Annotated in this window: 20 protein-coding genes and 1 pseudogene; 11 read left to right on the top strand and 10 right to left on the bottom strand. The window is 59.0% G+C overall.

Annotated elements, in window-relative coordinates:
• Window positions 1–42: 42 nt before the first annotated feature.
• Window positions 43–1,677 carry a methyl-accepting chemotaxis protein gene (locus QMK51_RS15110; protein ID WP_320390732.1) on the bottom strand — a complete coding sequence of 545 codons (1,635 nt, stop codon included), beginning with the start codon at window positions 1,675–1,677 and terminating at the stop codon, window positions 43–45.
• A 294-nt stretch (window positions 1,678–1,971) separates the two neighbouring features.
• Here QMK51_RS15110 and QMK51_RS15105 point away from each other — a divergent pair, with 294 nt between their 5' ends.
• Both QMK51_RS15105 and QMK51_RS15100 read left to right on the top strand, forming a co-directional pair.
• Entirely contained in the window at window positions 1,972–2,802 is an 831-nt protein-coding gene (locus QMK51_RS15105) for an undecaprenyl-diphosphate phosphatase (RefSeq protein WP_320390731.1), read from the top strand.
• The gene (locus QMK51_RS15100; RefSeq protein ID WP_320390730.1) at window positions 2,799–3,227 is read left to right on the top strand and encodes a DUF1294 domain-containing protein; all 429 of its coding nucleotides are present in this window, start codon (window positions 2,799–2,801) and stop codon (window positions 3,225–3,227) included. The genes QMK51_RS15105 and QMK51_RS15100 overlap by 4 nt, the downstream gene beginning before the upstream one ends.
• 5 nt (window positions 3,228–3,232) lie before the next feature.
• Here the strand turns inward: QMK51_RS15100 and QMK51_RS15095 are convergent, their stop codons facing one another.
• The gene (locus QMK51_RS15095) at window positions 3,233–3,592 is read right to left on the bottom strand and encodes an MmcQ/YjbR family DNA-binding protein (RefSeq protein ID WP_258695956.1); all 360 of its coding nucleotides are present in this window, start codon (window positions 3,590–3,592) and stop codon (window positions 3,233–3,235) included.
• The gene (locus tag QMK51_RS15090) at window positions 3,589–4,497 is read right to left on the bottom strand and encodes a LysR substrate-binding domain-containing protein (RefSeq protein WP_258695955.1); all 909 of its coding nucleotides are present in this window, start codon (window positions 4,495–4,497) and stop codon (window positions 3,589–3,591) included. The genes QMK51_RS15095 and QMK51_RS15090 overlap by 4 nt, the downstream gene beginning before the upstream one ends.
• 130 nt (window positions 4,498–4,627) lie before the next feature.
• Between QMK51_RS15090 and QMK51_RS15085 the strand changes: the two genes are divergently transcribed.
• Both QMK51_RS15085 and QMK51_RS15080 read left to right on the top strand, forming a co-directional pair.
• Window positions 4,628–5,239 (top strand): FMN-dependent NADH-azoreductase, encoded by a 612-nt coding sequence (locus QMK51_RS15085; protein WP_320390729.1) that lies wholly within the window; start codon window positions 4,628–4,630, stop codon window positions 5,237–5,239.
• A 171-nt stretch (window positions 5,240–5,410) separates the two neighbouring features.
• Window positions 5,411–6,448 carry a dienelactone hydrolase gene (locus QMK51_RS15080; protein WP_320390728.1) on the top strand — a complete coding sequence of 346 codons (1,038 nt, stop codon included), beginning with the start codon at window positions 5,411–5,413 and terminating at the stop codon, window positions 6,446–6,448.
• A gap of 119 nt (window positions 6,449–6,567) precedes the next feature.
• On the opposite strand, the gene QMK51_RS15075 is transcribed toward QMK51_RS15080, so the two are convergent.
• Together QMK51_RS15075 and QMK51_RS15070 are read right to left on the bottom strand one after the other, a co-directional pair.
• Window positions 6,568–7,755 (bottom strand): MFS transporter, encoded by a 1,188-nt coding sequence (locus QMK51_RS15075; protein WP_320390727.1) that lies wholly within the window; start codon window positions 7,753–7,755, stop codon window positions 6,568–6,570.
• Window positions 7,756–8,070: 315 nt separating this feature from the next.
• Window positions 8,071–9,660: an ABC-F family ATPase gene (locus QMK51_RS15070; protein ID WP_258695952.1), complete on the bottom strand. Its 1,590-nt coding sequence runs from the start codon at window positions 9,658–9,660 to the stop codon at window positions 8,071–8,073.
• A gap of 437 nt (window positions 9,661–10,097) precedes the next feature.
• Here QMK51_RS15070 and lpxO point away from each other — a divergent pair, with 437 nt between their 5' ends.
• The gene (lpxO, locus tag QMK51_RS15065) at window positions 10,098–10,997 is read left to right on the top strand and encodes a lipid A hydroxylase LpxO (RefSeq protein WP_320390726.1); all 900 of its coding nucleotides are present in this window, start codon (window positions 10,098–10,100) and stop codon (window positions 10,995–10,997) included.
• A 146-nt stretch (window positions 10,998–11,143) separates the two neighbouring features.
• On the opposite strand, the gene QMK51_RS15060 is transcribed toward lpxO, so the two are convergent.
• Window positions 11,144–12,004 carry a Ku protein gene (locus QMK51_RS15060; protein WP_320390725.1) on the bottom strand — a complete coding sequence of 287 codons (861 nt, stop codon included), beginning with the start codon at window positions 12,002–12,004 and terminating at the stop codon, window positions 11,144–11,146.
• Between the two features lie 214 nt (window positions 12,005–12,218).
• On the opposite strand from QMK51_RS15060, the gene QMK51_RS15055 reads away from it, so the two are divergent.
• Both QMK51_RS15055 and QMK51_RS15050 read left to right on the top strand, forming a co-directional pair.
• Window positions 12,219–12,578 (top strand): hypothetical protein, encoded by a 360-nt coding sequence (locus tag QMK51_RS15055; protein WP_320390724.1) that lies wholly within the window; start codon window positions 12,219–12,221, stop codon window positions 12,576–12,578.
• A 51-nt stretch (window positions 12,579–12,629) separates the two neighbouring features.
• Window positions 12,630–13,781, top strand: coding sequence for a PQQ-dependent sugar dehydrogenase (locus QMK51_RS15050; RefSeq protein ID WP_320390723.1), 1,152 nt, complete (start codon window positions 12,630–12,632; stop codon window positions 13,779–13,781).
• A 107-nt stretch (window positions 13,782–13,888) separates the two neighbouring features.
• Here QMK51_RS15050 and QMK51_RS15045 read toward each other — a convergent pair whose 3' ends face one another.
• Window positions 13,889–14,986: a GNAT family N-acetyltransferase/peptidase C39 family protein gene (locus QMK51_RS15045; protein WP_320390722.1), complete on the bottom strand. Its 1,098-nt coding sequence runs from the start codon at window positions 14,984–14,986 to the stop codon at window positions 13,889–13,891.
• A gap of 200 nt (window positions 14,987–15,186) precedes the next feature.
• Between QMK51_RS15045 and QMK51_RS15040 the strand changes: the two genes are divergently transcribed.
• The 4 genes and pseudogenes from QMK51_RS15040 to QMK51_RS15025 all read left to right on the top strand — a co-directional run bounded on the left by QMK51_RS15040 (window position 15,187) and on the right by QMK51_RS15025 (window position 19,697).
• On the top strand, window positions 15,187–16,665 hold the full coding sequence (locus tag QMK51_RS15040) for a RimK family protein (RefSeq protein WP_258695946.1): 1,479 nt from the start codon (window positions 15,187–15,189) through the stop codon (window positions 16,663–16,665).
• Window positions 16,666–16,672: 7 nt separating this feature from the next.
• Window positions 16,673–17,596: a magnesium transporter CorA family protein gene (locus QMK51_RS15035; protein WP_320390721.1), complete on the top strand. Its 924-nt coding sequence runs from the start codon at window positions 16,673–16,675 to the stop codon at window positions 17,594–17,596.
• 309 nt (window positions 17,597–17,905) lie between these two features.
• Window positions 17,906–18,901, top strand: a pseudogene (ilvA, locus tag QMK51_RS15030) (threonine ammonia-lyase, biosynthetic); the annotation flags it as partial.
• A 526-nt stretch (window positions 18,902–19,427) separates the two neighbouring features.
• Window positions 19,428–19,697 carry a DUF1652 domain-containing protein gene (locus QMK51_RS15025; RefSeq protein ID WP_258695944.1) on the top strand — a complete coding sequence of 90 codons (270 nt, stop codon included), beginning with the start codon at window positions 19,428–19,430 and terminating at the stop codon, window positions 19,695–19,697.
• Here the strand turns inward: QMK51_RS15025 and QMK51_RS15020 are convergent.
• The 3 genes from QMK51_RS15020 to QMK51_RS15010 all read right to left on the bottom strand — a co-directional run bounded on the left by QMK51_RS15020 (window position 19,694) and on the right by QMK51_RS15010 (window position 21,134).
• Window positions 19,694–20,092 carry a hypothetical protein gene (locus QMK51_RS15020; protein ID WP_320390719.1) on the bottom strand — a complete coding sequence of 133 codons (399 nt, stop codon included), beginning with the start codon at window positions 20,090–20,092 and terminating at the stop codon, window positions 19,694–19,696. The genes QMK51_RS15025 and QMK51_RS15020 overlap by 4 nt on opposite strands.
• Before the next feature lie 89 nt (window positions 20,093–20,181).
• Window positions 20,182–20,451: a DUF2790 domain-containing protein gene (locus QMK51_RS15015; RefSeq protein ID WP_320390718.1), complete on the bottom strand. Its 270-nt coding sequence runs from the start codon at window positions 20,449–20,451 to the stop codon at window positions 20,182–20,184.
• A gap of 149 nt (window positions 20,452–20,600) precedes the next feature.
• Entirely contained in the window at window positions 20,601–21,134 is a 534-nt protein-coding gene (locus QMK51_RS15010; protein WP_320390717.1) for a hypothetical protein, read from the bottom strand.
• Window positions 21,135–21,450 lie beyond the last annotated feature (316 nt).

Genomic DNA, 21,450 nt, shown 5'->3' with positions numbered 1-21,450 from the left:
GTGTTCCGAACTGGCCGGGTCAGTTGCCCCTACTGAAAGTGATCAGACCCGAAACTGCGTGAGCAGCCCGTTCAACTGCTCGCTCAGTTCCTTGAGGTGAACGCTGGCCACGCTCGACTGCTCGGCCGCCAATGCCGTGCTGTGGGACAACCCCGCGGCCTGGGTGACGTTCTGATTGATGTCTTCCACCACATGGGCCTGCTGCAAGGTCGCGCTGGCAATCGAGGCGTTCAACCCGTTGAGGTTGCGCAAGGCCTGGCCGATGGCATTCAGGCTGGCGCCGGCCAGACCGGCCTGCTCGATGGTCAGTTGTGACGCACGGCTGCTGTCGCCGATCACCTTGACCGCCGCTTCGGAATGGCTTTGCAGGCGTTCGATCATCGACTGGATTTCTGCCGTCGACTTCTGGGTGCGCTGGGCCAGCAGCCGCACTTCATCGGCGACCACCGCAAACCCTCGACCCTGCTCACCGGCCCGGGCGGCTTCGATGGCCGCGTTGAGGGCCAGCAGGTTGGTTTGCTCGGCGATGGAGCGGATCACCTCCAGGACACTGCCGATCTGCGTGCTCTCGGCAGCCAGCGTACGAATCACTTCGACGGCTTGATCGATGGTCGAAGACAGCTTGTCGATCTGCTGTAAGCTGCCATCGATATTGACCTGCCCCTGCTGCGCCTGGGACTCGGCATTGCGCATTTCACTGGCCGCGTGCTCGGCGTTTTTGGCCACATCCTGCACGCCGTAGGTCACTTCATTGATCGCGGTCGCCACCAGTTCCATTTGTTGAGATTGCTGCTGGCTGCGTTGCTGGGCCTGCGCGGCATCGTTGCCCAATTCACTGGAAGACTGGCCCAGTGCGCCGGCGGACACTTGCAACTGACCGATCACCAAGCGCAGTTTGGTGGTAAAGGCATTGAAGTGCCGGGCCAGTTGCGTGACTTCGTCCTGGCCGTGGGTATCGAGGCTGCGGGTCAGGTCGCTTTCACCGCTGGCGATGTTGGCCATGGCGTTCACGGTTTCCTGCAGCGGGCGCACGATGCTGCGGGCAATCATGATCACCAGCAGCGCCATGATCAGGGCTATCACCAGGCCGACGAAAGACGCCTTCCAGACCTGAGCATAAAACTCGGCCTGCATGTCATCGATGTACACGCCCGAGCCGATCACCCAACCCCAGGGCTCGAACAGTTTGACGTAGGAAGTTTTCTCTACCGGGGCACTGGCACCCGGTTTCGGCCAGCGATAGTCGACCATGCCGGCGCTCTTGGCCTTGGCGATGGCGACCATCTCGTTGAACAGCGCGAAACCGTCGGGGTCGCGGATCGTCGACAGGTTCTGGCCTTCAAGTTTCGGATTGGTCGGGTGCATGATCATGACCGGCGTCAGATCGTTGATCCAGAAGTAGTCATTCTGGTCGTAGCGCAAACCGCGCACGGCGGTCAGTGCCTGCTTTTGCGCGGCGTCACGGGTGAGGGTGCCGGCAGTTTCCAGGCCGTGGTAGTAGGTAAGGATGCCACTGGCGGTCTGCACCACATGCTGGGTCTTTTGGGCCTTGGCCTGATAAAGGTCGTCGTGAATCTGCTTGAGCATCAACGCGCCCAACGTCAATAGCATCACCACGGCCACGATCAAGATAAGCCACAAGCGTCGGCTGATCGACACACTGCGCAAGCTGTTCATAACGCGGCTACTCCAGTTTTTTGTTCTTGTTATAAACGATCGCCAGCATCCAACCATACTTTGCTGATCGGGCCTATCCGACTCAGGTCCTATTACGCGGCAGCGTAAATGAGGCTTGTCTGATAGGATTTCGGCCCCGCACGGAAAAACCTGAGTCCAAGTCGATTTTTCACAGAATTTTTACGGTTTTGTGTGGATCTTGTGCGCGCGGGCCTTCAGCGGACGCTGATCGTGGGTAACGTTCTACAAATTATTAACGGGGCATGCCTGGGGGCATGGCTTCTTGGGGGATTGATGGATCTTTGGACAGCCTTGCAGGCATTGATTTTAGGCGTGGTAGAAGGGCTGACGGAGTTCTTGCCCATTTCCAGTACCGGGCACCAGATCATTGTGGCGGACTTGCTCGACTTTGGCGGTGAGCGGGCCATGGCCTTCAACATCATCATCCAGCTCGGGGCGATCCTGGCGGTGGTCTGGGAGTTTCGCCGCAAGATCTTCGACGTGGTCATCGGTTTGCCGACGCAGCCCAGCGCTCGACGCTTTACCGCGAACCTGTTGATCGCCTTCCTGCCGGCGGTGGTATTGGGGGTGATTTTCGCCGACTTGATCCACAAATACCTGTTCAACCCGATTACCGTCGCCACTGCATTGGTCGTGGGCGGGATCGTCATGTTGTGGGCCGAACGCCGTCAGCATGTCGTGCATGCTGAAAGCGTCGACGACATCACCTGGAAAGAGGCCCTGAAAGTCGGCTTCGCCCAGTGCCTGGCGATGATCCCCGGGACCTCGCGTTCCGGCTCGACGATCATTGGCGGTTTGCTGTTCGGGTTGTCGCGCAAGACGGCCACCGAGTTCTCATTCTTCCTTGCCATGCCAACCATGGTTGGCGCGGCGGTGTACTCGGGCTATAAATACCGTCATCTGTTTGTGCCAGCGGACTTTCCGGTATTCGCCATCGGCTTCGTCACTGCGTTTATCTTTGCGATGATCGCCGTGCGCGGCTTGCTCAAGTTCATCGCCAGCCACAGCTACGCGGCGTTCGCCTGGTATCGCATTGTGTTCGGCCTGGTGATCTTGGCGACCTGGCAATTCGGCTGGGTCGACTGGACCGCCGCCAAGCCATGAACGACTTCGCCGCACGCAACAACCCCGGGCGCAAGTCCGGGGGAGCGATTCAGCACCCACGACTGAAACTGCTGGTGTTCGCTGTGCTGTGCGCAGTGCCGTTGTTTGGTTCAGTGTCGCTGTGGTTGCGCGGGGTATCGGTGATTCCCCTGGCGGCCTACGGCATCGTCAGCGTGCTGGCGTTTTTCCTGTACTGGAGCGACAAGCACAAGGCCCGCGCCGACAGCTGGCGCACGCCGGAGAACGTTTTGCACGCGGTGGAGCTGGCGGGTGGTTGGCCGGGCGCCTTGCTGGCCCAGCAAGTATTTCGGCACAAGACCCGCAAGGTTTCGTTTCAGCTGGTGTTCTGGCTCATCGTGCTGATGCATCAGGTGTTCTGGATCGACCAGCTGTTTCTGGGCGCTCATCTGCTCGCGCTGTTCTAAGGTCTTTAAAGCAGCAAGCCGACCTGCGTGCGCTTGGGCAACTTGCTCACCACCAGTTGGTGGGAACGTTGCAGCAAGCCTCGCAGTTCTTCGGTGCCCAGCGGGTAGGGCGTTTCCATGATGATCCACTGAGCCCGGGCCAGATACGGCGCCGGGTGAATGCCTGGCCGGTCGCAATGGCCCAGGAACAGGTCCTTGTCGACCTTGAAGGCCAGGGACTGTCCCCGCAGGTTCTGCAAGGCGAACATTTTGTTCCCGGCAATCGAGAACACCCGCACACCCCCCCACTTGTAATCTTCCCGCGCGCCGGGCAGCCCCAGGCAGAATTGCGCGACGTCCTCTTCGCTCATTGGTCTTGCCTTCATAGCAGTCGGTCCCCACAGGCATTGAATGATTCGATCAAATGGTCGATCCAGGCGCGCACCGCCGGCATCACCCCGCGTCGATGCGGGTAGACCGCTTGCAACCAGCCGCCCGGCAATGACCAGTCGGGCAGCAATTGCACCAGCGAACCGTTTTCCAGTTCCTGCTCGCAATACATCATCGGCAATATGGTGAAGCCCAGCCCGGACAAGGTGCAAGTCTTGCGCACGATAAAGTCCTCGATCCCCAATCGGGCTTCGAACGTCATGTCACAGGCCTTGCCCTGCTGGTCGAGCATACGTAGATGTACCAGGCGATCGGCTTCCAGGGCACCCAGTATCGGCACGTTTCTCAAATCGTCCGGCGACTTGATCTCCCGCTCACGAAGAAACGCCGGGCTGGCGACCATGACGGTCTGCGCCTGACGTAAGCGGCGGGTGACCAGCAAGGGATCTTCATCGCCCAGTTCCCGCACCCTCAAGGCAACATCGACGCCTTCGGTCACCAGGTCGACCCGACGGTTGAGCATCATGACCTCCAACTGAACCTGAGGGCATTTCTCCAGAAAGCTGCTGATCACCGTCGGCAAGATGTGGTGGGCCAACCCCACCGGACAGGACACCCGCAGTCGCCCCCGGGGTTCGCTGGACATGCTGGCCACCGCTTCGTCGGCCATCTCGGCTTCCAGCAGCATGGCCTGACAATGCCGCAGGTAGCGCTCGCCCACGGCGGTCAGGTTGAGTTGGCGGGTGGTGCGTTGCAGCAGGCGCGCGCCCAGGCGTTCTTCCAGCTCGGCGATGCGTCGTGACAATCGGGACTTGGGAATCCCCAGCAAACGCCCGGCCGCCGCGAAGCCACCGGCGTCGACCACCTTGGCGAAATAGTAGAGGTCGTTGAGGTCTTGCATGATTTAAATCCAACTGTTCTATCAGTAGGACAAACTATCGCATTGTTGCCGACTAATCAGCTATTGGTTTCGTCGGTAGGATTGTCTCCATCAGATCGCCGGGTGGCGATCCTCACCTTGGAGATCCCACATGAAATTACTGCATATCGATTCGAGCATTCTGGGTGATAACTCGGCTTCCCGTCAGTTGAGCGGTGAAGTCGTCAAAGCCTGGCAAACCGCCGAGCCTGGCGTTGTGGTGACTTACCGCGACCTGGCCGCCGATGCCATCAGCCATTTCTCCGCCACCACCCTGGTCGCCGCCGGTACCGCCGCTGAACTGCGCAACGCCGCGCAACAGCATGAAGCCGAGCTGAGCGCGCAGGCCCTGGCCGAATTCATCGCCGCCGATGCCGTCGTGATTGCAGCGCCGATGTACAACTTCAACATCCCGACTCAACTCAAGGCCTGGATCGACCGCATCGCCGTGGCCGGCCAGACCTTCCGCTACACCGAAGCCGGCCCTGAAGGCCTGTGCGGCGGCAAGAAAGTGGTCATCGTTTCGACGTCTGGCGGTTTGCATGTAGGCCAACCGACCGGCACTGCTCACGAAGACTACTTGAAGGTGCTGTTCGGTTTCCTCGGCATCACCGACATCGAGTTCGTCCGCGCCCATGGCCTGGCCTACGGTGATGACGTGCGCACCAAAGCCATGAGCGACGCCCACGTGCAGATCAGCGAGCAATTGTTCGCTGCCGCGTAAGGCTTGCGTAAAAGTCGTAAACAGCTCAGGCAATACCCCTGAAACTCTGTATTCTGGTCATCGTGATGGCCAGGTACGGAGTTTTTTGTTTCTGGCGGTGATCAGTTTCTGGCCCGGGTTATGCAGTCGAGGGTTAATATCTGCGGTCAGGTAATATAGGTGGGGCATCCCATGGTGCGTCTTTGTGCAACGCTACTGATTTGCCTGCTTGGCAGCCTGAATTCAGTGCACGCCGCGCCTGCGCCGCATCCTCACTGGAGCGTCGGCTTCCATGAGATGACGTTCCTCGATCCGCTGGACTTGAAGCCGATGCGTGCCATCGCCTTTTACCCGTCCAGTGAGAGGGAGCATTCCAGCAAGCTCGAGGGTTACACGGTCGAAGCCGGTGAAGACACCAAAGTCGCCATCGGACGCTTCCCGATGTTGATGCTCTCTCACGGCAACACCGGAACCCCGCTGGCCTTGCACGACCTCGCCACCTCATTGGCACGCAAGGGCTTTGTGGTGGTGGCGGTGATCCATCCCGGCGACAACTCCAAAGACCACAGCCGTCTCGGCACCTTGAGCAACCTTTACGGGCGGCCAATCCAGATTTCCGAAGCCATTACCGCGACGTTGGGCGACCGTATGCTCGCGCCCTTCGTCAATGCCGATCAAGTCGGGGTGATTGGCTATTCGGCGGGCGGTGAGACGGCGTTGATTCTGTCCGGAGCTACGCCGGACCTGGATCGTCTGCGCCGTTATTGCCAGGAGCGCCCGGATGATCACGATGCCTGCAACACGCAAGGTGAACTGATCGTCGACCGCGATGACTTGCAGCCGGTGCCAGACCCGCGAGTGCATGCCTTGCTGCTGATGGCGCCGCTGAGTCTGAAATTCGGCCGTCACACCCTGGCCGACGTGCATGTGCCGGTGCTGCTATACAGCGGCGATGGCGACAAACTGGTGGCGTTCGACAAAAACGCTGCAGCCCTGGCGCGCAAACTGCCGACCGCACCGGATTTCAAATTGCTGGCCGGGGCAGGGCACTTCGTGTTCCTGGCGCCGTGCAACGAAGAACAGATCGCCACCATGCCGGCGCTGTGCACCGATGCCGACGGCGTCGACCGCAAGGACATTCACCGCAACCTGATCTCCGAAGCCGGACGTTTCTTTTCCCATGCCTTGGGCAAACCGAGCCGGGCCGGCATGCAAACCGCAGATCAATAAATTCCCCGGAGCTCTTGTGGGAGCGAGCCTGCTCGCGATAGCGGTCTGACAGGCGACTACTTGGTTGAATGTCCTGCCGCCATCGCGAGCAGGCTCGCTCCCACAAGGGACTGCAGGTGTCAGGCCATCGACCGGCGCTTCAGAAGCAAGGTCAACGCCAGTCCAGCTACCGACAACAACGCCGCACTCAAGAATATCCACGCATACCCCAGGTTCAACGCCACTGCGCCCATCAGCGGCCCGGCAATCGCCAGTGCCAGATCGAAAAACACCGCATAGGCACTCAAGCCCGCTCCGCGACTGGAATCGGGCACTTGCTTGATCGCTTCCACCCCCAGCGCCGGATAGACCAGCGACAGGCCGAACCCGGTCAGGCCCGCGCCGATCAAGGCATAAGCCGTCGAGGGCGCCAGCCACAACAGGACCAGCCCCACGGTTTCAATACTCATGCAGGCGATAGCCGAGGTGAAGCCGCCGAAACGGCTGATGCTGGAAATGAACAACAGCCGCGACAGAATGAAACAGACCCCGAACACCGTCAGGCAATACGCGGCGCCGGTCCAGCCACGGCTGACGTAATACAGGGTAATAAAAGTGGTGAGGGTGCCGTAACCGATAGACGCCAGGCTCAGGCTCGCGCCGAAGGGCGCAATACGCCCGAACACCGCACGGAACGGCAGTCGCTCGCCGCGAATCACCGGCAAGGAAGGTTTGTTGCGGATCAGCAGCAGCGCCATCAAGGCCAGCAACGACAACGCGATCCCGAGGCTGGTGAACCCCAGTTCAGCGACCATCATTACGCCCAGCGGCGCGCCGATGGCGATGGCGCCGTAAGAGGCGATCCCGTTCCAGGAAATTGAACGCGCCGTGTGCTCGGCACCGAGCTGACCCATGCACCAACTGACCGTCCCAACCACGATCAATCCTTGGGCGATCCCCAGCAATAACCGGCCGGCGATCAGGATGATCAGGCTCAACAACGGCAAACTGTGCAGCAGGGTCGACAGCAGTGTCAGCACGCCGCTCAATACAATCCCCGACAACCCGTAAACAATCACCCGCTTGGTGCCGATGCTGTCCGACAGGCGCCCGGCCATGGGCCGGCTGAGCAGGGTGGCCAGGTATTGGGAGCCAATAGTCAGCCCCGCCACGAGGGCGCTGAACCCCAACTGCTCGTGCACATACCCCGGCAACACGGCAATCGGCAGGCCGATACAGAGGAAGGCAATAAAGGTATAGAACACGATGGAAACGATCTGCTGGGTGATCGCCGTGGCGCTTTGCGGGGGCAGTTGCTGCACTGACATGAGAGCTCGTTCGCGGGCGGCGGTAAGAGAACTGCATCATGGCGCGGGTGGGAAATAAAAGGAAGCTGGCTAACGATGTGGATTGCAGATCAGCATTGGCCTTCAGCATTTACATCGCCTGTGAGGGCTCATCGCGAGCAGGCTCGCTCCCACATTGGATAACGGCGTACGCAGAATTTATGTTCACTGGAGCTCTACTGTGGGAGCGAGCCTGCTCGCGATGGTCTCAACACCAAGGCGTTTTGGCCCTGAAATGCAAAAAGCCCCGTCACCAGGACAGGGCTTTTCATTTGAAGCTTGCAGCCAGAAGCCGCCTTACATCAACACACCCTGACTACGCAGGTAGTCGTCATAGGTGCCGCTGAAGTCGATCACGCCATCGGCGCTCAACTCGATGATGCGGGTGGCCAGGGACGATACGAACTCACGGTCGTGGCTGACGAAGATCAGCGTGCCCGGGTAGTTCTCCAGCGCCAGGTTCAGCGCCTCGATGGATTCCATGTCCAAGTGGTTGGTCGGTTCGTCCATCACCAGCACGTTCGGCTTTTGCAGGATCAGCTTGCCGAACAGCATGCGACCTTGCTCACCACCGGAGATGACCTTGACCGACTTGAGGATCTCATCGTTGGAGAACAGCATGCGGCCGAGGGTGCCACGCACCAGTTGCTCGCCGCCCTGGGTCCACTGGCCCATCCAGTCGAACAGGTTGCAGTCGTCTTCGAAGTCGTGAGCATGGTCCTGGGCGTAGTAGCCCAATTCTGCGGCGTCGGTCCATTTCACGGTGCCGGCGTCCGGGGTCAGTTCATTGACCAGAGTGCGCAGCAGGGTGGTTTTACCGATACCGTTCGGGCCGATGATCGCCACGCGCTCGCCAGCTTCAACCTGGAAGCTGAAGTCCTTGAACAGCGGCTTGCCGTCGAAACCTTTGGCCATGCGCTCGACGATGACCGCCTGACGGTGCAGCTTCTTGGTTTGTTCGAAACGGATGAACGGGCTCACACGGCTTGAAGGCTTGACCTCGGCCAGTTGGATCTTGTCGATCGCCTTGGCGCGGGAAGTGGCCTGCTTGGCTTTCGAGGCGTTGGCCGAGAAGCGGCTGACGAACGATTGCAGTTCCGAGATTTGCGCTTTCTTCTTGGCGTTGTCCGACAGCAGTTGCTCGCGGGACTGGGTCGCCACGGTCATGTACTCGTCGTAGTTGCCCGGGAACAGGCGCAGTTCGCCGTAATCCAGGTCAGCCATGTGGGTGCACACGCTGTTCAGGAAGTGACGGTCGTGGGAGATGATGATCATCAGGCTGGAGCGCTGGGTCAGCACGTTTTCCAGCCAGCGGATGGTGTTGATGTCCAGGTGGTTGGTCGGTTCGTCGAGCAACAGCACTTCAGGATCGGAGAACAGCGCCTGCGCCAGCAACACGCGCAGTTTCCAGCCCGGCGACACTTCGCTCATCGGGCCGAAGTGCTGCTCGATGCCGATTCCCAGGCCCAGCAACAACTCGCCGGCACGGGATTCGGCGGTGTAGCCGTCCATTTCGGCGAATTCGGTTTCCAGCTCGGCCACGGCCATGCCGTCTTCTTCGGTCATTTCCGGCAGCGAGTAGATGCGGTCGCGCTCGGCCTTGACCTTCCACAGCTCTTCGTGGCCCATGATCACGGTGTCGATCACGGTGAATTCTTCGTAGGCGAACTGGTCCTGGCGCAATTTACCCAGACGCACGTTCGGCTCGAGCATGACCTGGCCGCCGGACGGCTCGAGGTCGCCACCGAGAATTTTCATGAAAGTCGACTTGCCGCAACCGTTGGCGCCGATCAGACCGTAGCGGTTGCCCGCGCCGAATTTGACCGAAACGTTTTCGAATAGCGGCTTGGCGCCGAACTGCATCGTGATGTTAGCTGTAGAAATCAAAGGTTTATCCTGCGGAGCATTCAGAGTAGCTAGGGTTGCGGCAGTACCGATTCAGTACCCGTTTCCGACAATGCCGACCACGGGAAATACATCCCGGTCAGAAGCGGAAGGTCCATCTGGCAATAAGTGGACAGCAGCATGTGGAGCGCTTGGCCCGAGTCGAAGTGCGCTGAGGCGGGGTTTATCCCGTCATCAACCAAGGGGGGCGCGTAATGTTTGGCGGCGATTGTACTGGTCTGGCTCTTTAAACGATAGGGCGTTAAGGCCGCACGGGCGTTTTGGCGGCATCAGTGGACACATTTTCACAGTTGAAGGTTAACTATTGGTTACAAACTGTGGCTAGAATGCCATCTTTCGTACCCATGCCGACGGTCGGCATGGCTCAAGAACGCGCCATCGGGACGCAGTTTGTTCACTTCTAACGTGTGACGACTTCCGTGAAACTTATCATTGCCGCTATTTATGTTTTATCCATCGCCTATGTCCATCTGCGCGGTCGGGTACGCCATAAGCTGGGTCGCCAACTGAGCGACCACTCGACGTTTCTGGCGCCGATCAATTGCATTCTATATCTGTTCTCGAAAATCCCCAGCAAACCTTATCTCGATCCGGCGGACTTTCCCGACCTGAGCCCTTTGCAGGCTCATTGGGAAGAAATTCGCGCCGAAGGCCGGAATTTGCTCAAGGCCGGGGAGATCAAGCGTTCGAATCAGTACGACGACGTTGGTTTCAACTCGTTTTTCAAAAGTGGCTGGAAGCGTTTTTATCTGAAGTGGTACGGCGACAGTCACCCGTCGGCCGCCAAGCTCTGCCCGCGCACCACTGAACTGGTGCAAAGCATTGGCTCGATCAAGGCGGCGATGTTCGCCGAGTTGCCACCGGGTTCCAAACTGGTCCGGCACCGCGATCCGTATGCCGGTTCGTACCGTTATCACCTGGGGCTGGAAACGCCGAACGATGCCGGTTGCTACATTAACGTCGATGGTGAGAACTACCATTGGCGCGACGGCGAAGCGGTGATGTTCGATGAGACGTTCATTCATTACGCTGAAAACACCACCGGGCAGAACCGCATCATCCTGTTCTGCGATGTCGAACGGCCGATGAAGTATCGCTGGGCGACGGCGTTCAACCGTTGGTTCAGCCGTACGGTGATGGCGGCCGCGGGCGCGCCGAACGATGCGGGCGACAAGACCGGTGCCATCAACCGCTTGTTCACCAGAATCTACAAGGTTCGCCTGCGGGGCAAAGCGCTCAAAAAGCGTAACCGTACCCGTTACTACCTTGAGAAGTGGGCGATTTTTGCTGGGTTGTTGGCGATTTTTGTTTTGATCTGAGTTTTGCGTTGCGGCGCATAACGCCATCGCGAGCAGGCTCGCCCCCACCGTTGATCTATGTCGTTCACAGAACCAATGTGGGAGCGAGCCTGCTCGCGAAGAGGCCAATATTCTCACCGCATAACGATGGATACTTCAGTGACCGGTCAGCCACGAGAATGCTTCGTGGCTTTTTTGTCTGTGGTCGTTTTGGCTTTACTGGCCGTTTTACCGGTGCCCTTACCGCCAAGGCTGCGTTTGAGCAGTTCGGTCAGATCAATCACATCCGCCGTTTTACGCGCCTCTTCACCCGTCGCCGTTTCAACATCTTCGATCTGGCCTTCATTCGCCTTCTTCTCGACCAGCGCCATGATCTTGTCTTCGAAGCTGTCGCGGTACTCCTCAGGCGTCCAGTCGGCGCTCATGTCCTCCACCAGCCGTTTGGCCATCTCCAGTTCACCTTTGGCCAGATCCGGCCTGGTCACGTCACTGCCCAGTTCCAGTTGAGCCAGGCTGCGAACCTCGGCGGGCCAGCGCAGCAACACCAGGACCATGGCCGATTCCAATGGCATCAGCGCCGCCAAGTGCTGGCGGGTATGCAACACAACGCGGGCCAGGGCGACCTTGTCGGTTTGGCTGAGGGTCTCGCGCAACAGCGCATAGACCTTGCCACCGCGTTTATCTGGCGTCAGATAGTAGGGCGTGTCGATGTTCTGCAGGGGGATCTGTTCGCTGTCGACAAAGGCAAAAATGTCGATGGTCTGGGTCGACAGTGGATGGGCCGAGCGAATCTCCTCTTCGCTGAGCACCACGTAGCGGCCCTTTTCGTACTCGACCCCTTTGACGATGTGCGCTTGGGTGACGTCCTTGCCGGTGACTTTGTTGATGCGCTTGTAGCCCACCGGCTCCATGCTGCGGCTGTCGAGCCAGTTGAAATCGATCCCGTGGGAAGACGTTGCCGAGACCAGCGCCACGGGGATGTGCACCAGACCGAAACTGATCGCGCCTTTCCAGATTGCCCGTGCCATCGCCGTGCTCTCGTCAGTGGATTGATGTTCAGGTGACCTGTGGCCAAGGGCAAAAGTTTCAGTCGGTTGCGGCCCGGTGCTGCGGGCGGATCGGCGGTGCGGTCAACTCGTGTTACATCTTCTGGAAGAGGTTTTGGTTAACAAATCCGAACCCCAGGCGTAGCGTGGCGCTATTCATCCATGAAGCGTCGCACGCTCATTTTGAGAGGTCTCCATGAACCGATGTGTGTTCGGTGTCATTGCGCTGGCATTGAGTGGCGTGCTGAGTCATTTGGCGCTGGCAAACACCGCAGCGCCGTCCTCGCCGTTGCTGCTGGCCCAGAACTTGCCGGGCGGCGCCAACAACAATCCTTACAACAGCCCGATCCGCCGGGCCAATCCCAACAGCATGCAAGGCACGCAACCCGGCATCCCGGTGATCCGCGGGCCGAACACGGCGCCTGTGCCACGGCCGCCAACCCTCGATAACGGCGGTATCGGCAATCGCTATCCGCAGGATCGACCGGCGCCGGCCAGCCCACCGAAATTCATTCCCAACCCGCCTCATCGGGACGCAGACACCAGCAACCGTTGAACGGCAGGGCAGAGGTCTTGCCCGCCATTTTGACGACAAAAGGAATCGTGCATGTTGCGTAAAACCCTCTTGGCCACCTTCTGTACCAGCGTGTTGTTTACAGCCATGGCGCCCGTTTACGGGGCGCCGCCCCTGGTTTTGAAAAGCGAGCAGGGCACCCTTGAGGTCACGCCGATCGTTGAGGGGCTGGAACACCCCTGGGCCCTGGCGTTTCTGCCCGACCGCCAAGGGATGCTGGTGACCGAACGGCCCGGCAACCTGCGGGTGGTCGGCGCCGACGGCAAACTCTCGGCCCCGCTCAGCGGCGTGCCTCAGGTCTGGGCCAAGGGGCAGGGCGGTTTGCTCGATGTGGTGTTGTCGCCCGACTTCAAGCAAGACCGCATGGTCTATCTGTCTTACGCCGAAGGGGGCGGTGAGGGCGACAAGGCCGGCACGGCGGTCGGTCGCGGACGGTTGTCGGAAGACCTGACGGCCATCAAGGATTTCAACGTGATCTTCCGTCAGGCGCCAAAACTCTCGGTCGGCAATCACTTCGGCTCGCGGCTGGTGTTCGACCGCGACGGTTATCTGTTCATCACCCTGGGCGAGAATAACGACCGGCCCACGGCGCAGGACCTCGACAAACTGCAAGGCAAGGTCGTGCGGCTCTATCCGGACGGCAAGGTGCCGAAGGACAACCCCTTCGTCGGGCAAAAAGGCGTGCGCCCGGAAATCTGGTCCTACGGCCATCGCAACCCGCAAGGCGCGGCGCTCAACCCCTGGAGCGGCACACTCTGGGAAAACGAGCACGGCCCCCGGGGCGGCGACGAAATCAACATTATCGAACGAGGCAAGAACTACGGCTGGCCGATAGCAACCCATGGCATCAACTATTCCGGCCTGCCGATCCCGGAGGCCAAGGGCGAGACCGCCGAAGGCACCGTGGGCCCACACCATGTCTGGGCAAAATCCCCTGGCCTCAGCGGCATGGCCTTCTACGACAGCAATCGCTTCAAGGCCTGGCAGCACAACGTGTTTATCGGTGCACTGGTGAACCAGGAACTGATCCGCCTGCAGTTCGACGGCGACAAAATTGTTCACGAAGAGCGGTTGCTCGGTGAGCTCAACAAACGGATTCGCGATGTGCGGCAGGGGCCGGATGGGTATCTGTATGTATTGACCGATGAAGATGACGGGGGGCTATACAAGGTTGGCCTGAAGTAAAACGCATAACCTGTGGCGAGGGAGCTTGCTCCCGTTCGAGTGCGAAGCAGTCGATTGCGTGGGGGGCGCTTCGCACCCCAGCGGGAGCAAGCTCTCTCGCCACAGGTTTACTCACGCCGGTAGAGAATCACCGCAGCCCGCAGCTTGCCTCGTCCGAAACTGCACATTTTGTCGAATTCCCCATGGCTGACCGGCAAGTGTTGGCAGTCCATCGGCTGACGATGCTGGCTGTGATCCACATCCGGATCGTGCAGGTAGACGAACTCTTCATCGCAATCGGTGACGATCACCCAGTGCGGCGCCTTGGAGCGGGTCAGGCGATAGCTGCTGATCAGTACCAGCGGCTGTCCGCCATCGTGCAGCAACCGTGGCAGATCCAGTGGTCCGCCGATCATTCGCTCCACGTCGGTGGCTTGCAACTGCGTTGTGAACGCCTCGTGTACCAGGCGCATTACGTCTTTTTTATGCGCATCGCGCACGCCGTCAAGAAACAGCGGCCCGGCCATGCTCAGTTGCAGCCGCACCCGAAAGCCACGCCGCCACGCCGCCAGCGCCAGGCCTTGAGGGCTGCAGCCACCGTGGCCAGACGTCATGAACACCGTGGTCGCCTCGCGCCAGATTTGCAGTTCTTCGCCACGCTCCAGCGCTCGATCGTCTTGCAGCGCGCCCATGGCCATCAGCAGGCAGGCCGGGCCACAGGTGAACTCGGTGGTCTGCGGGTAATAAGGCACCTTGATGTTGCGCGAATCGCGGTGCTGGAGGATACGTTTTTCCAGCCGCAGCGCGTCGGCATGGTCTTGGTAATAGTCATGGATCAATGCGAAACGCCGGTAACCGTTGCGCTCATACAGCGCAATCGCCGTCGGGTTGTCGATGCGCACTTCAAGTCGCAAGTAGGCGCAGTCATGCTCAAGGGCGCAGGCCTCGACACGTTCGAGCAATTGTTTGCCCAGTCCATTGCCGCGAGCATCAAGGGCAATCGCAATCGAGTACAGGCGCGCCAGTGACGTGCCCCGGTGAAACAGCACCACCGCATAACCCAGCAATAGCTCCCCACATTGGGCCACCAGCAGTTGCCCATGAGCCCGTGTGATCATCCATTGAAAGCTGCGACTGTTGAGCCGATCCGTGGTGAAGCATTGCTGTTCGAGTTCCAGCAGTGCCGGCAAATCTTCAATGACCGCCAGGCGAAAAACAGTATTCATATGACCGCCGTAAAAGTTGCGTAACGAAACGAGACTTTCGAAAAAGTTCGTGCTTAATAGGAAAGGTCTTGTTCTTCAATGGATCAATCACTATGTCAGCGGTACAAGGTCATTGGCGCGAAGTATCTGAGCAAACGTTGCCCACGGCAATAACTTCTGCAAACTATTTAAATACCTCGATCAGAACTTCCAGCCAGTTGATGATCATCGTCGAACGCAAGGAAGACTGGGCCTCCTACTTTCCCAGTGAAGACATCGTCACCGCCCAGGAATACCTCGAACAGACCCGCGACAACGAGCAGGGCAAGCGGGTTCAGGTGATCAACCTGTGCCGCAGCTACAAGTACCTCGGGCACGGCTATTACTGCTCGCTGCTGGCCGAAGCTCGGGGGCACAAGGTTATTCCGTCGGTGCGGACCATCAGCGAACTGACCCGAAAATCCCTGTATGGCCTGGCCCTGGATGATCTGGATAAAACCCTGGAAAAGGCCCTCAGTCATCACCTTTACAGCGATACCGAAGGGTTTACCCTGACACTTTACTTCGGCAAAACCGCTATCGAGCCATTACAGGATCTGGCTCGACAGTTGTTTGAGGTTTTTCCTTGTCCGATATTGCTAGTTGAGTTTCGACGAACTAACGGTTGGCACATCGAAGGTGTAAAGTTTGGCGCCTTGCATAAGTTGCGTGACGATCAGGAAGATCAGTTCGCTAATGCGCTCGACAGTTTCAGTCGCAAGATCTGGCGCATGCCGCGCTCCAGGCGATTGGCCCGTTATGACCTGGCCATTCTGCACGATCCGCAAGAAGCATTGCCGCCCTCCAATCCCAAGGCTTTGGACAACTTCGTCAGGGTCGGCAAGACGCTAGGCATCGACGTCGAGCTGATTGAACGCAAGGACTACGCCCGAATTGCCGAATACGACGGGCTCCTGATCCGCGAAACGACGAGCGTCGACAACCACACCTATCGTTTCGCGAAAAAGGCCGAGAGCGAAGGTCTGGTGGTGATGGATGACCCGACGTCGATCCTGCGCTGCACCAACAAGGTGTATCTGACTGATTTGCTCAAAAGCCATCAGCTGGGCATGCCCGCCACTGAAATCCTCTACAAGGAACGACCGGAAGATTTCGAGCGGGTAGGTGAGCGTCTGGGGTTTCCACTGGTGCTGAAGATACCCGACGGTTGTTTCTCAAAGGGCGTCATTAAAGTCGAAAGCCAGCAAGCCTTGCTCGAGGCGACTGCCGAACTGTTCGAGCACTCAGTGTTGCTGCTGGCTCAGGAGTTCTTCTACACCGAATACGACTGGCGCATTGGTGTGCTCAACCGCAAACCGATCTTTGCCTGCCAGTACTTCATGTCCAAGGGCCATTGGCAGATCTACAACCACAAGGCCAAAGGCCAGGACATCAACGGCGAATGCCGCACCCTGGCGGTTCACGAAGCGCCGCGAGCGGTGGTTGAGCTGGCGGTGAAAACCGCGAATCTCATCGGCGACGGCCTCTACGGCGTCGACCTCAAACAGTCCGGTGACAAAGTGGTGGTGATCGAAGTCAACGACAACCCGAACATGGACGCCGGCATCGAAGACGCCTACTTGCAGGACGATTTGTATTCCTTGGTGCTGGAAGAGTTTGTCCGTCGGCTGGAGCTCAAACGCCGCGGCCAGGCCTGGTGAGCGGCCGATGATCAAGAGCTTTGAACTGAGCCACGGCGCGCTGCAAGCGGTCGAACGGCTGGACGCCGAGGTGGTGCTGTTCAGTAACCCCGATGCGGCGGAGCGGGACTTGTTGCACAGCCATTTCAAGCTCGATGAACACGCCCTGGCCTCCGCCCTGGACCCCGATGAGGTGTCGCGCATCGAGTTCCACCCCGACAACCTGTTCCTGATCTGGAAGCGTCCGGAAAACTACTCCGGTGGCGGCAGCCTGGCCTTCGAAGTGTCGTCCTGCGGCTTGCTGTTTTCCCCGGGGCGTCTGCTGGTGATCGCCACCGACGACTCGCCGCTCAGCGGCCTCGGCACGCGGCAGTCACTGAAGACGCCACTGGATGTGTTGCTCGACCTGCTGTTCAACAACATTCATCACTATCTGGGCCACCTCAAGGTGATCAAGATGGTTGCCCGGGAGTTGCAGCAAAAATTCAACGCCTCGATGCAGAACCAGCACCTGATCCAGATGTTCAACCTCAGCGAAAGCCTGATCTATTACATCAACGCCATTCACAGCAACGGCGCGGTCCTGACCCGGCTGCGTAATCATGCAGCGAAGGAACACTTCAGTGCTGAAGCCATTGGTTTGATCGACGACCTGATCATCGAAAACAACCAGTGCTACAAACAGGCGGAAATCTACTCCACGGTGTTCTCCGGGTTGATCGACGCCCGGGGTAACTTGATGAACAACAGCATGAACAACCTGCTGCGCAAACTGACCCTGATCAACGTGGTGTTTTTGCCGTTGAACCTGATTGCGAGTATTGGCGGCATGTCCGAATTCAGCATGATGACCGCCGGCACGCCGTGGTGGATTTCTTATCCGTTGTTTCTGACGGCGATGATGCTGGGGGCGGGAGTGATGGTGATCGGCCTCAAGCGTCTGGCGAAGTGACTTGGGCGATCTGACAGCACAACAACTTCTGGATCAGGCCTCTTGAGCTGCCAGCCTACGGCGGTCGTTGGAAATTGGCCATTGACTTGCCATCAGCGTCCGGCTAATTTCCAGCCATGACTTCCACCGTATTGCGCTGCCAGCCAAGCATTATTACCGCCATTCCTTATTTGGCGGGCTAGCTCACGACTGCAGCACCCAACCCGCCCTAGAGGCGGGTTTTTACTTTCTGTCTCCTGGGTTTTGAACCTGTCCGGCGCACGCAACCCGCGCGACCGCGTAAACCCGGATACCGTTAAGGAGACGACCATGAGCAGCACCCCCGCCCAGCAGCGCTTGCTTGAGCACTACGTGAAAAAGATCCTCGCCGCGCCGGTGTACGAACTCGCCGTGCGCACGCCGCTGCAAGCGGCACCGGCCTTGTCCGAGGCGTTGGGCAATCAGATCCTGCTCAAGCGCGAAGATTTGCAACCGACGTTTTCCTTCAAGATCCGTGGCGCCTACAACAAGCTGGTGCACCTGAGCGACGAACAGAAGGCCCGTGGCGTGATCACCGCCTCGGCGGGCAATCATGCCCAAGGCGTAGCGTTGGCGGCCCGGGAGTTAGGGATTGCCGCCACCATCGTCATGCCCAGCACGACGCCGGAACTGAAAGTGCTCGGGGTTCGCAGCCGGGGAGCCGATGCGGTGTTGCACGGTGAAAGCTTTCCGTTTGCCCTGGAATACGCGCTGGACCTCGCGTGGCAAACCGGCCGCACCTTTGTCTCGCCCTTCGACGACCCGGACGTGATCGCGGGGCAGGGCACCGTCGCGATGGAAATCCTGCGCCAGCACCAAGGGCCGCTGGACGCGATCTTCATTCCGGTGGGCGGGGGCGGCTTGATCGCCGGCATCGCCGCGTACATCAAATACCTGCGCCCTGAAGTGCGCATCATCGGCGTCGAGTCGGAACATTCCGCCTGTTTGCAGGCGGCCTTACAGGCCGGCGAGCGAGTTGTGCTGCCAACCGTCGGCACCTTCGCCGATGGCGTGGCCGTCGCTCAGATCGGCGCCCATGGTTTCGAGGTCTGTCGGTTTTGCGTCGATGAAGTGCTGACCGTCAGCAATGACGAACTCTGCGCCGCAATCAAGAACATCTACGATGATACCCGCTCGATCACCGAACCTTCCGGCGCCTTGGCCGTGGCCGGGATCAAGCAGTACGTGGCACGCACCGGCGCACGGGGGCAGACCCTGGTGGCCATCGACTCCGGCGCGAATATCAATTTCGACAGCTTGCGGCATGTGGCCGAGCGTGCCGCGTTGAACGGCGCCCTGGCGTGAGGAGGCCCAGGCGCCAGGAGCAGGCTGGCAGCGGACGCAAAAAAAGGCTCACTTCGACGCCCTTGGGCACGTAGAGCAACTATCAGCCCGACGGTCGTGTTATGGGGCAAAGCACCCATTATGGGGCCTTGCGTGTGTGTGGAGTCAGCGGATACTGGATGAGTGGACCGCATGCTTACTGCCGTCCTCAGTCAATGCAGACCCGACATCGGGGTGTATGCAAAATGCAGGTTTGGAAAAAGTCCTTTCTTGCATTTTGCACGAGTCGCTTTATAGCCATCCTCGCCAATCCTTGATTCGCCGACGAGGTGCAGAGCGAAATTCTGGGCATGTTTTATGCTGAAGCTGTCTTGAGCTGACCGCCATGCTTATTGAGTCAGCGCTGAAACAAGAAAACGGTCGGACGTTGGAACGATGAGACCCGCACGGAGCAAAAAAGAACGGGCGATCTGAGCTCCGATCGACATTGATTTTTGATTGGCAATCTCACATTACCGAGAGGGTGGCCATGTTTCTTTCTGCCTTGGAACTACGCAATATCGTTGAAAGCAGTTTTCTTCCGAAACGCTGCCAATGCACGCTGTCGCCGGACCTGTCGATGACCGTCAAAGTGTTCTCGGACGGCGAGACTGACCATCTCGACCTGTGCGTCACCGGCATAGACGCCCATCGCCTCAACGGATGTCGGGAAATCAATAATCTGATCGCCGAGTTACGCACCGACCTTGAGCACAATACGCACAGCCAGCTGTTGCACCCAACGTCAAAAGCCCATTAACCGGCCGTTTCACCCAGTTCGACCGACACGCGCCGGGTCTGGATAAACCCCAGGCCCAGCGCCAACTCCACCAGGATCGCCAGCAAAATACCCGGCCCGGCATGACCATTGAGCCATTCGCCGAAGCCCAGCGCTGCCAAACCGAAACAGCCCACCATAAAGCCGCTGCACATGGCGCTTCTCGCCGCCGAGGGCGGTGTCTGCCGCACGAGATAAAACATCACCCCCAACGCGCCGAACAGCACCGCACTGCGCCTGGCCACAAAACCCGCCGCGGACGAATACTCGATACTCCAGATCGCCAGCAACCCTTGCGGCATCAAACCCCAGACCAGCGCCAGCAGAAAACAAAGCGCGGCGGTGAACGTCGACAGCGTGCGAAACGAGAACTGCATGGCGAATCCTTGCGGCAGTGAGAGAACGCCAGAGCATAGCGTCAGATTCCTCGCAGGCCTACCACCCAGTGCCGAATCAGAACCCTCTGTCAGTTCTGATAACTGCACGCGTCAGACATTCTTCGATAGGTGATTTCCGCAGGCTTGCCCGAGGTGCTATCGACGTACTTCATGTCAGCCGTGATCACTTTGCAGTCCAGCGTCGACGGTTCGGTCATGGAAATGACCTTGCCCACATGCAACGGCATACCGTAGCGATAGGGCACGGCCTGGGACGACGATGTATCGTTGGCCTGAGCGAAACCGGCGAACGCGGCGCAGGCGAGGGCGGTGGTGATCAGTAGTGTTCGCGTGTTCATGATGAGTCTCCAGTGCAGAGGAAGTCAGCTCGACGGAAGAGCGTCGAAACTGCCGCACTGGGCGTCAGAAGCAACTGAGGGCGTGCGGTCCAGTAAAGCTTTGGACCGTGGGGTTAATCGAAGGTTAAGTAGCGGGCTAATGGGTGTTGCTATTTGAGGCGCACAACCTTGAATCCACGTCGATCTGGAGGCGTCTCTATACCAGGGGGTCCTTCCAGCTGACCCTTTCCAGCGACATAGTCATAGACCAGAAACTTCGCCGACACTTCATACCCGATATTAGGAATGACCAGCCGGATCTGCTCTCGTCCAAGATACAGCCAGCGCGGCAGCGCCTTCTCGGCAAAATCGATTCGCTCGACCGTGTGGCTGACTGGATTCTTGCGCAGAACCACGCCTTTCATATACGGCGAGCCGTATTCGAGGGCGAAAATCAAACTGGAGGCAGCACACTTTGCTAGGACAATCCGGCCGATGAAGTCGGATTTGGGCATGTCGGTAAAAGCGATTTGGGTTTTTCCGTCGAGTTCTATGAACAAACGTTGTCCTTCCACATCCGATTCAGCCAGCAGCGAGACGTGTGTGCTGTCGGCTAAAGGGCAGGTGAGGATGGTCTGGAGCGGTTGTGCATAGGCCGGGGCGGCTAGCAGGGCCGCGATGGCGTACGTCCATGGTGTTTGCATTCGGGGTGAATCCCTTCGGTTGTCGGGTCCTACATTACTGCCCGTGAGTCGTAATAAATCCTAAGAAAGCTTCGTCCCGTTCCTACAGGCTCGGGCGTGTTGTCGTCTTTCGCCGGCTGGTTTCCAGCGGTTACGTCGCTGCAAAATCAGCGAACAGGTTGGTCACCTGACTAACACTGCACATATCTGTGCATCATTCGCTCTGCGGACTTCTACGTCTCGTAGTGCGTTGCAATGGTGGCTGTGTGCAGGACGCTTTCGAGCGAGCCGTTTGGGTGTTAGCGGTTGACCAGGCCTGTGCACAGCCGGCTCCACG

This window comes from Pseudomonas sp. P9_31, from assembly GCF_034008235.1.
Classification (GTDB): Bacteria; Pseudomonadota; Gammaproteobacteria; order Pseudomonadales; family Pseudomonadaceae; genus Aquipseudomonas.
The sequence above is the reverse complement of the archived record's forward strand: the minus strand, read 5'-3'. Positions and strand labels throughout refer to the sequence as shown.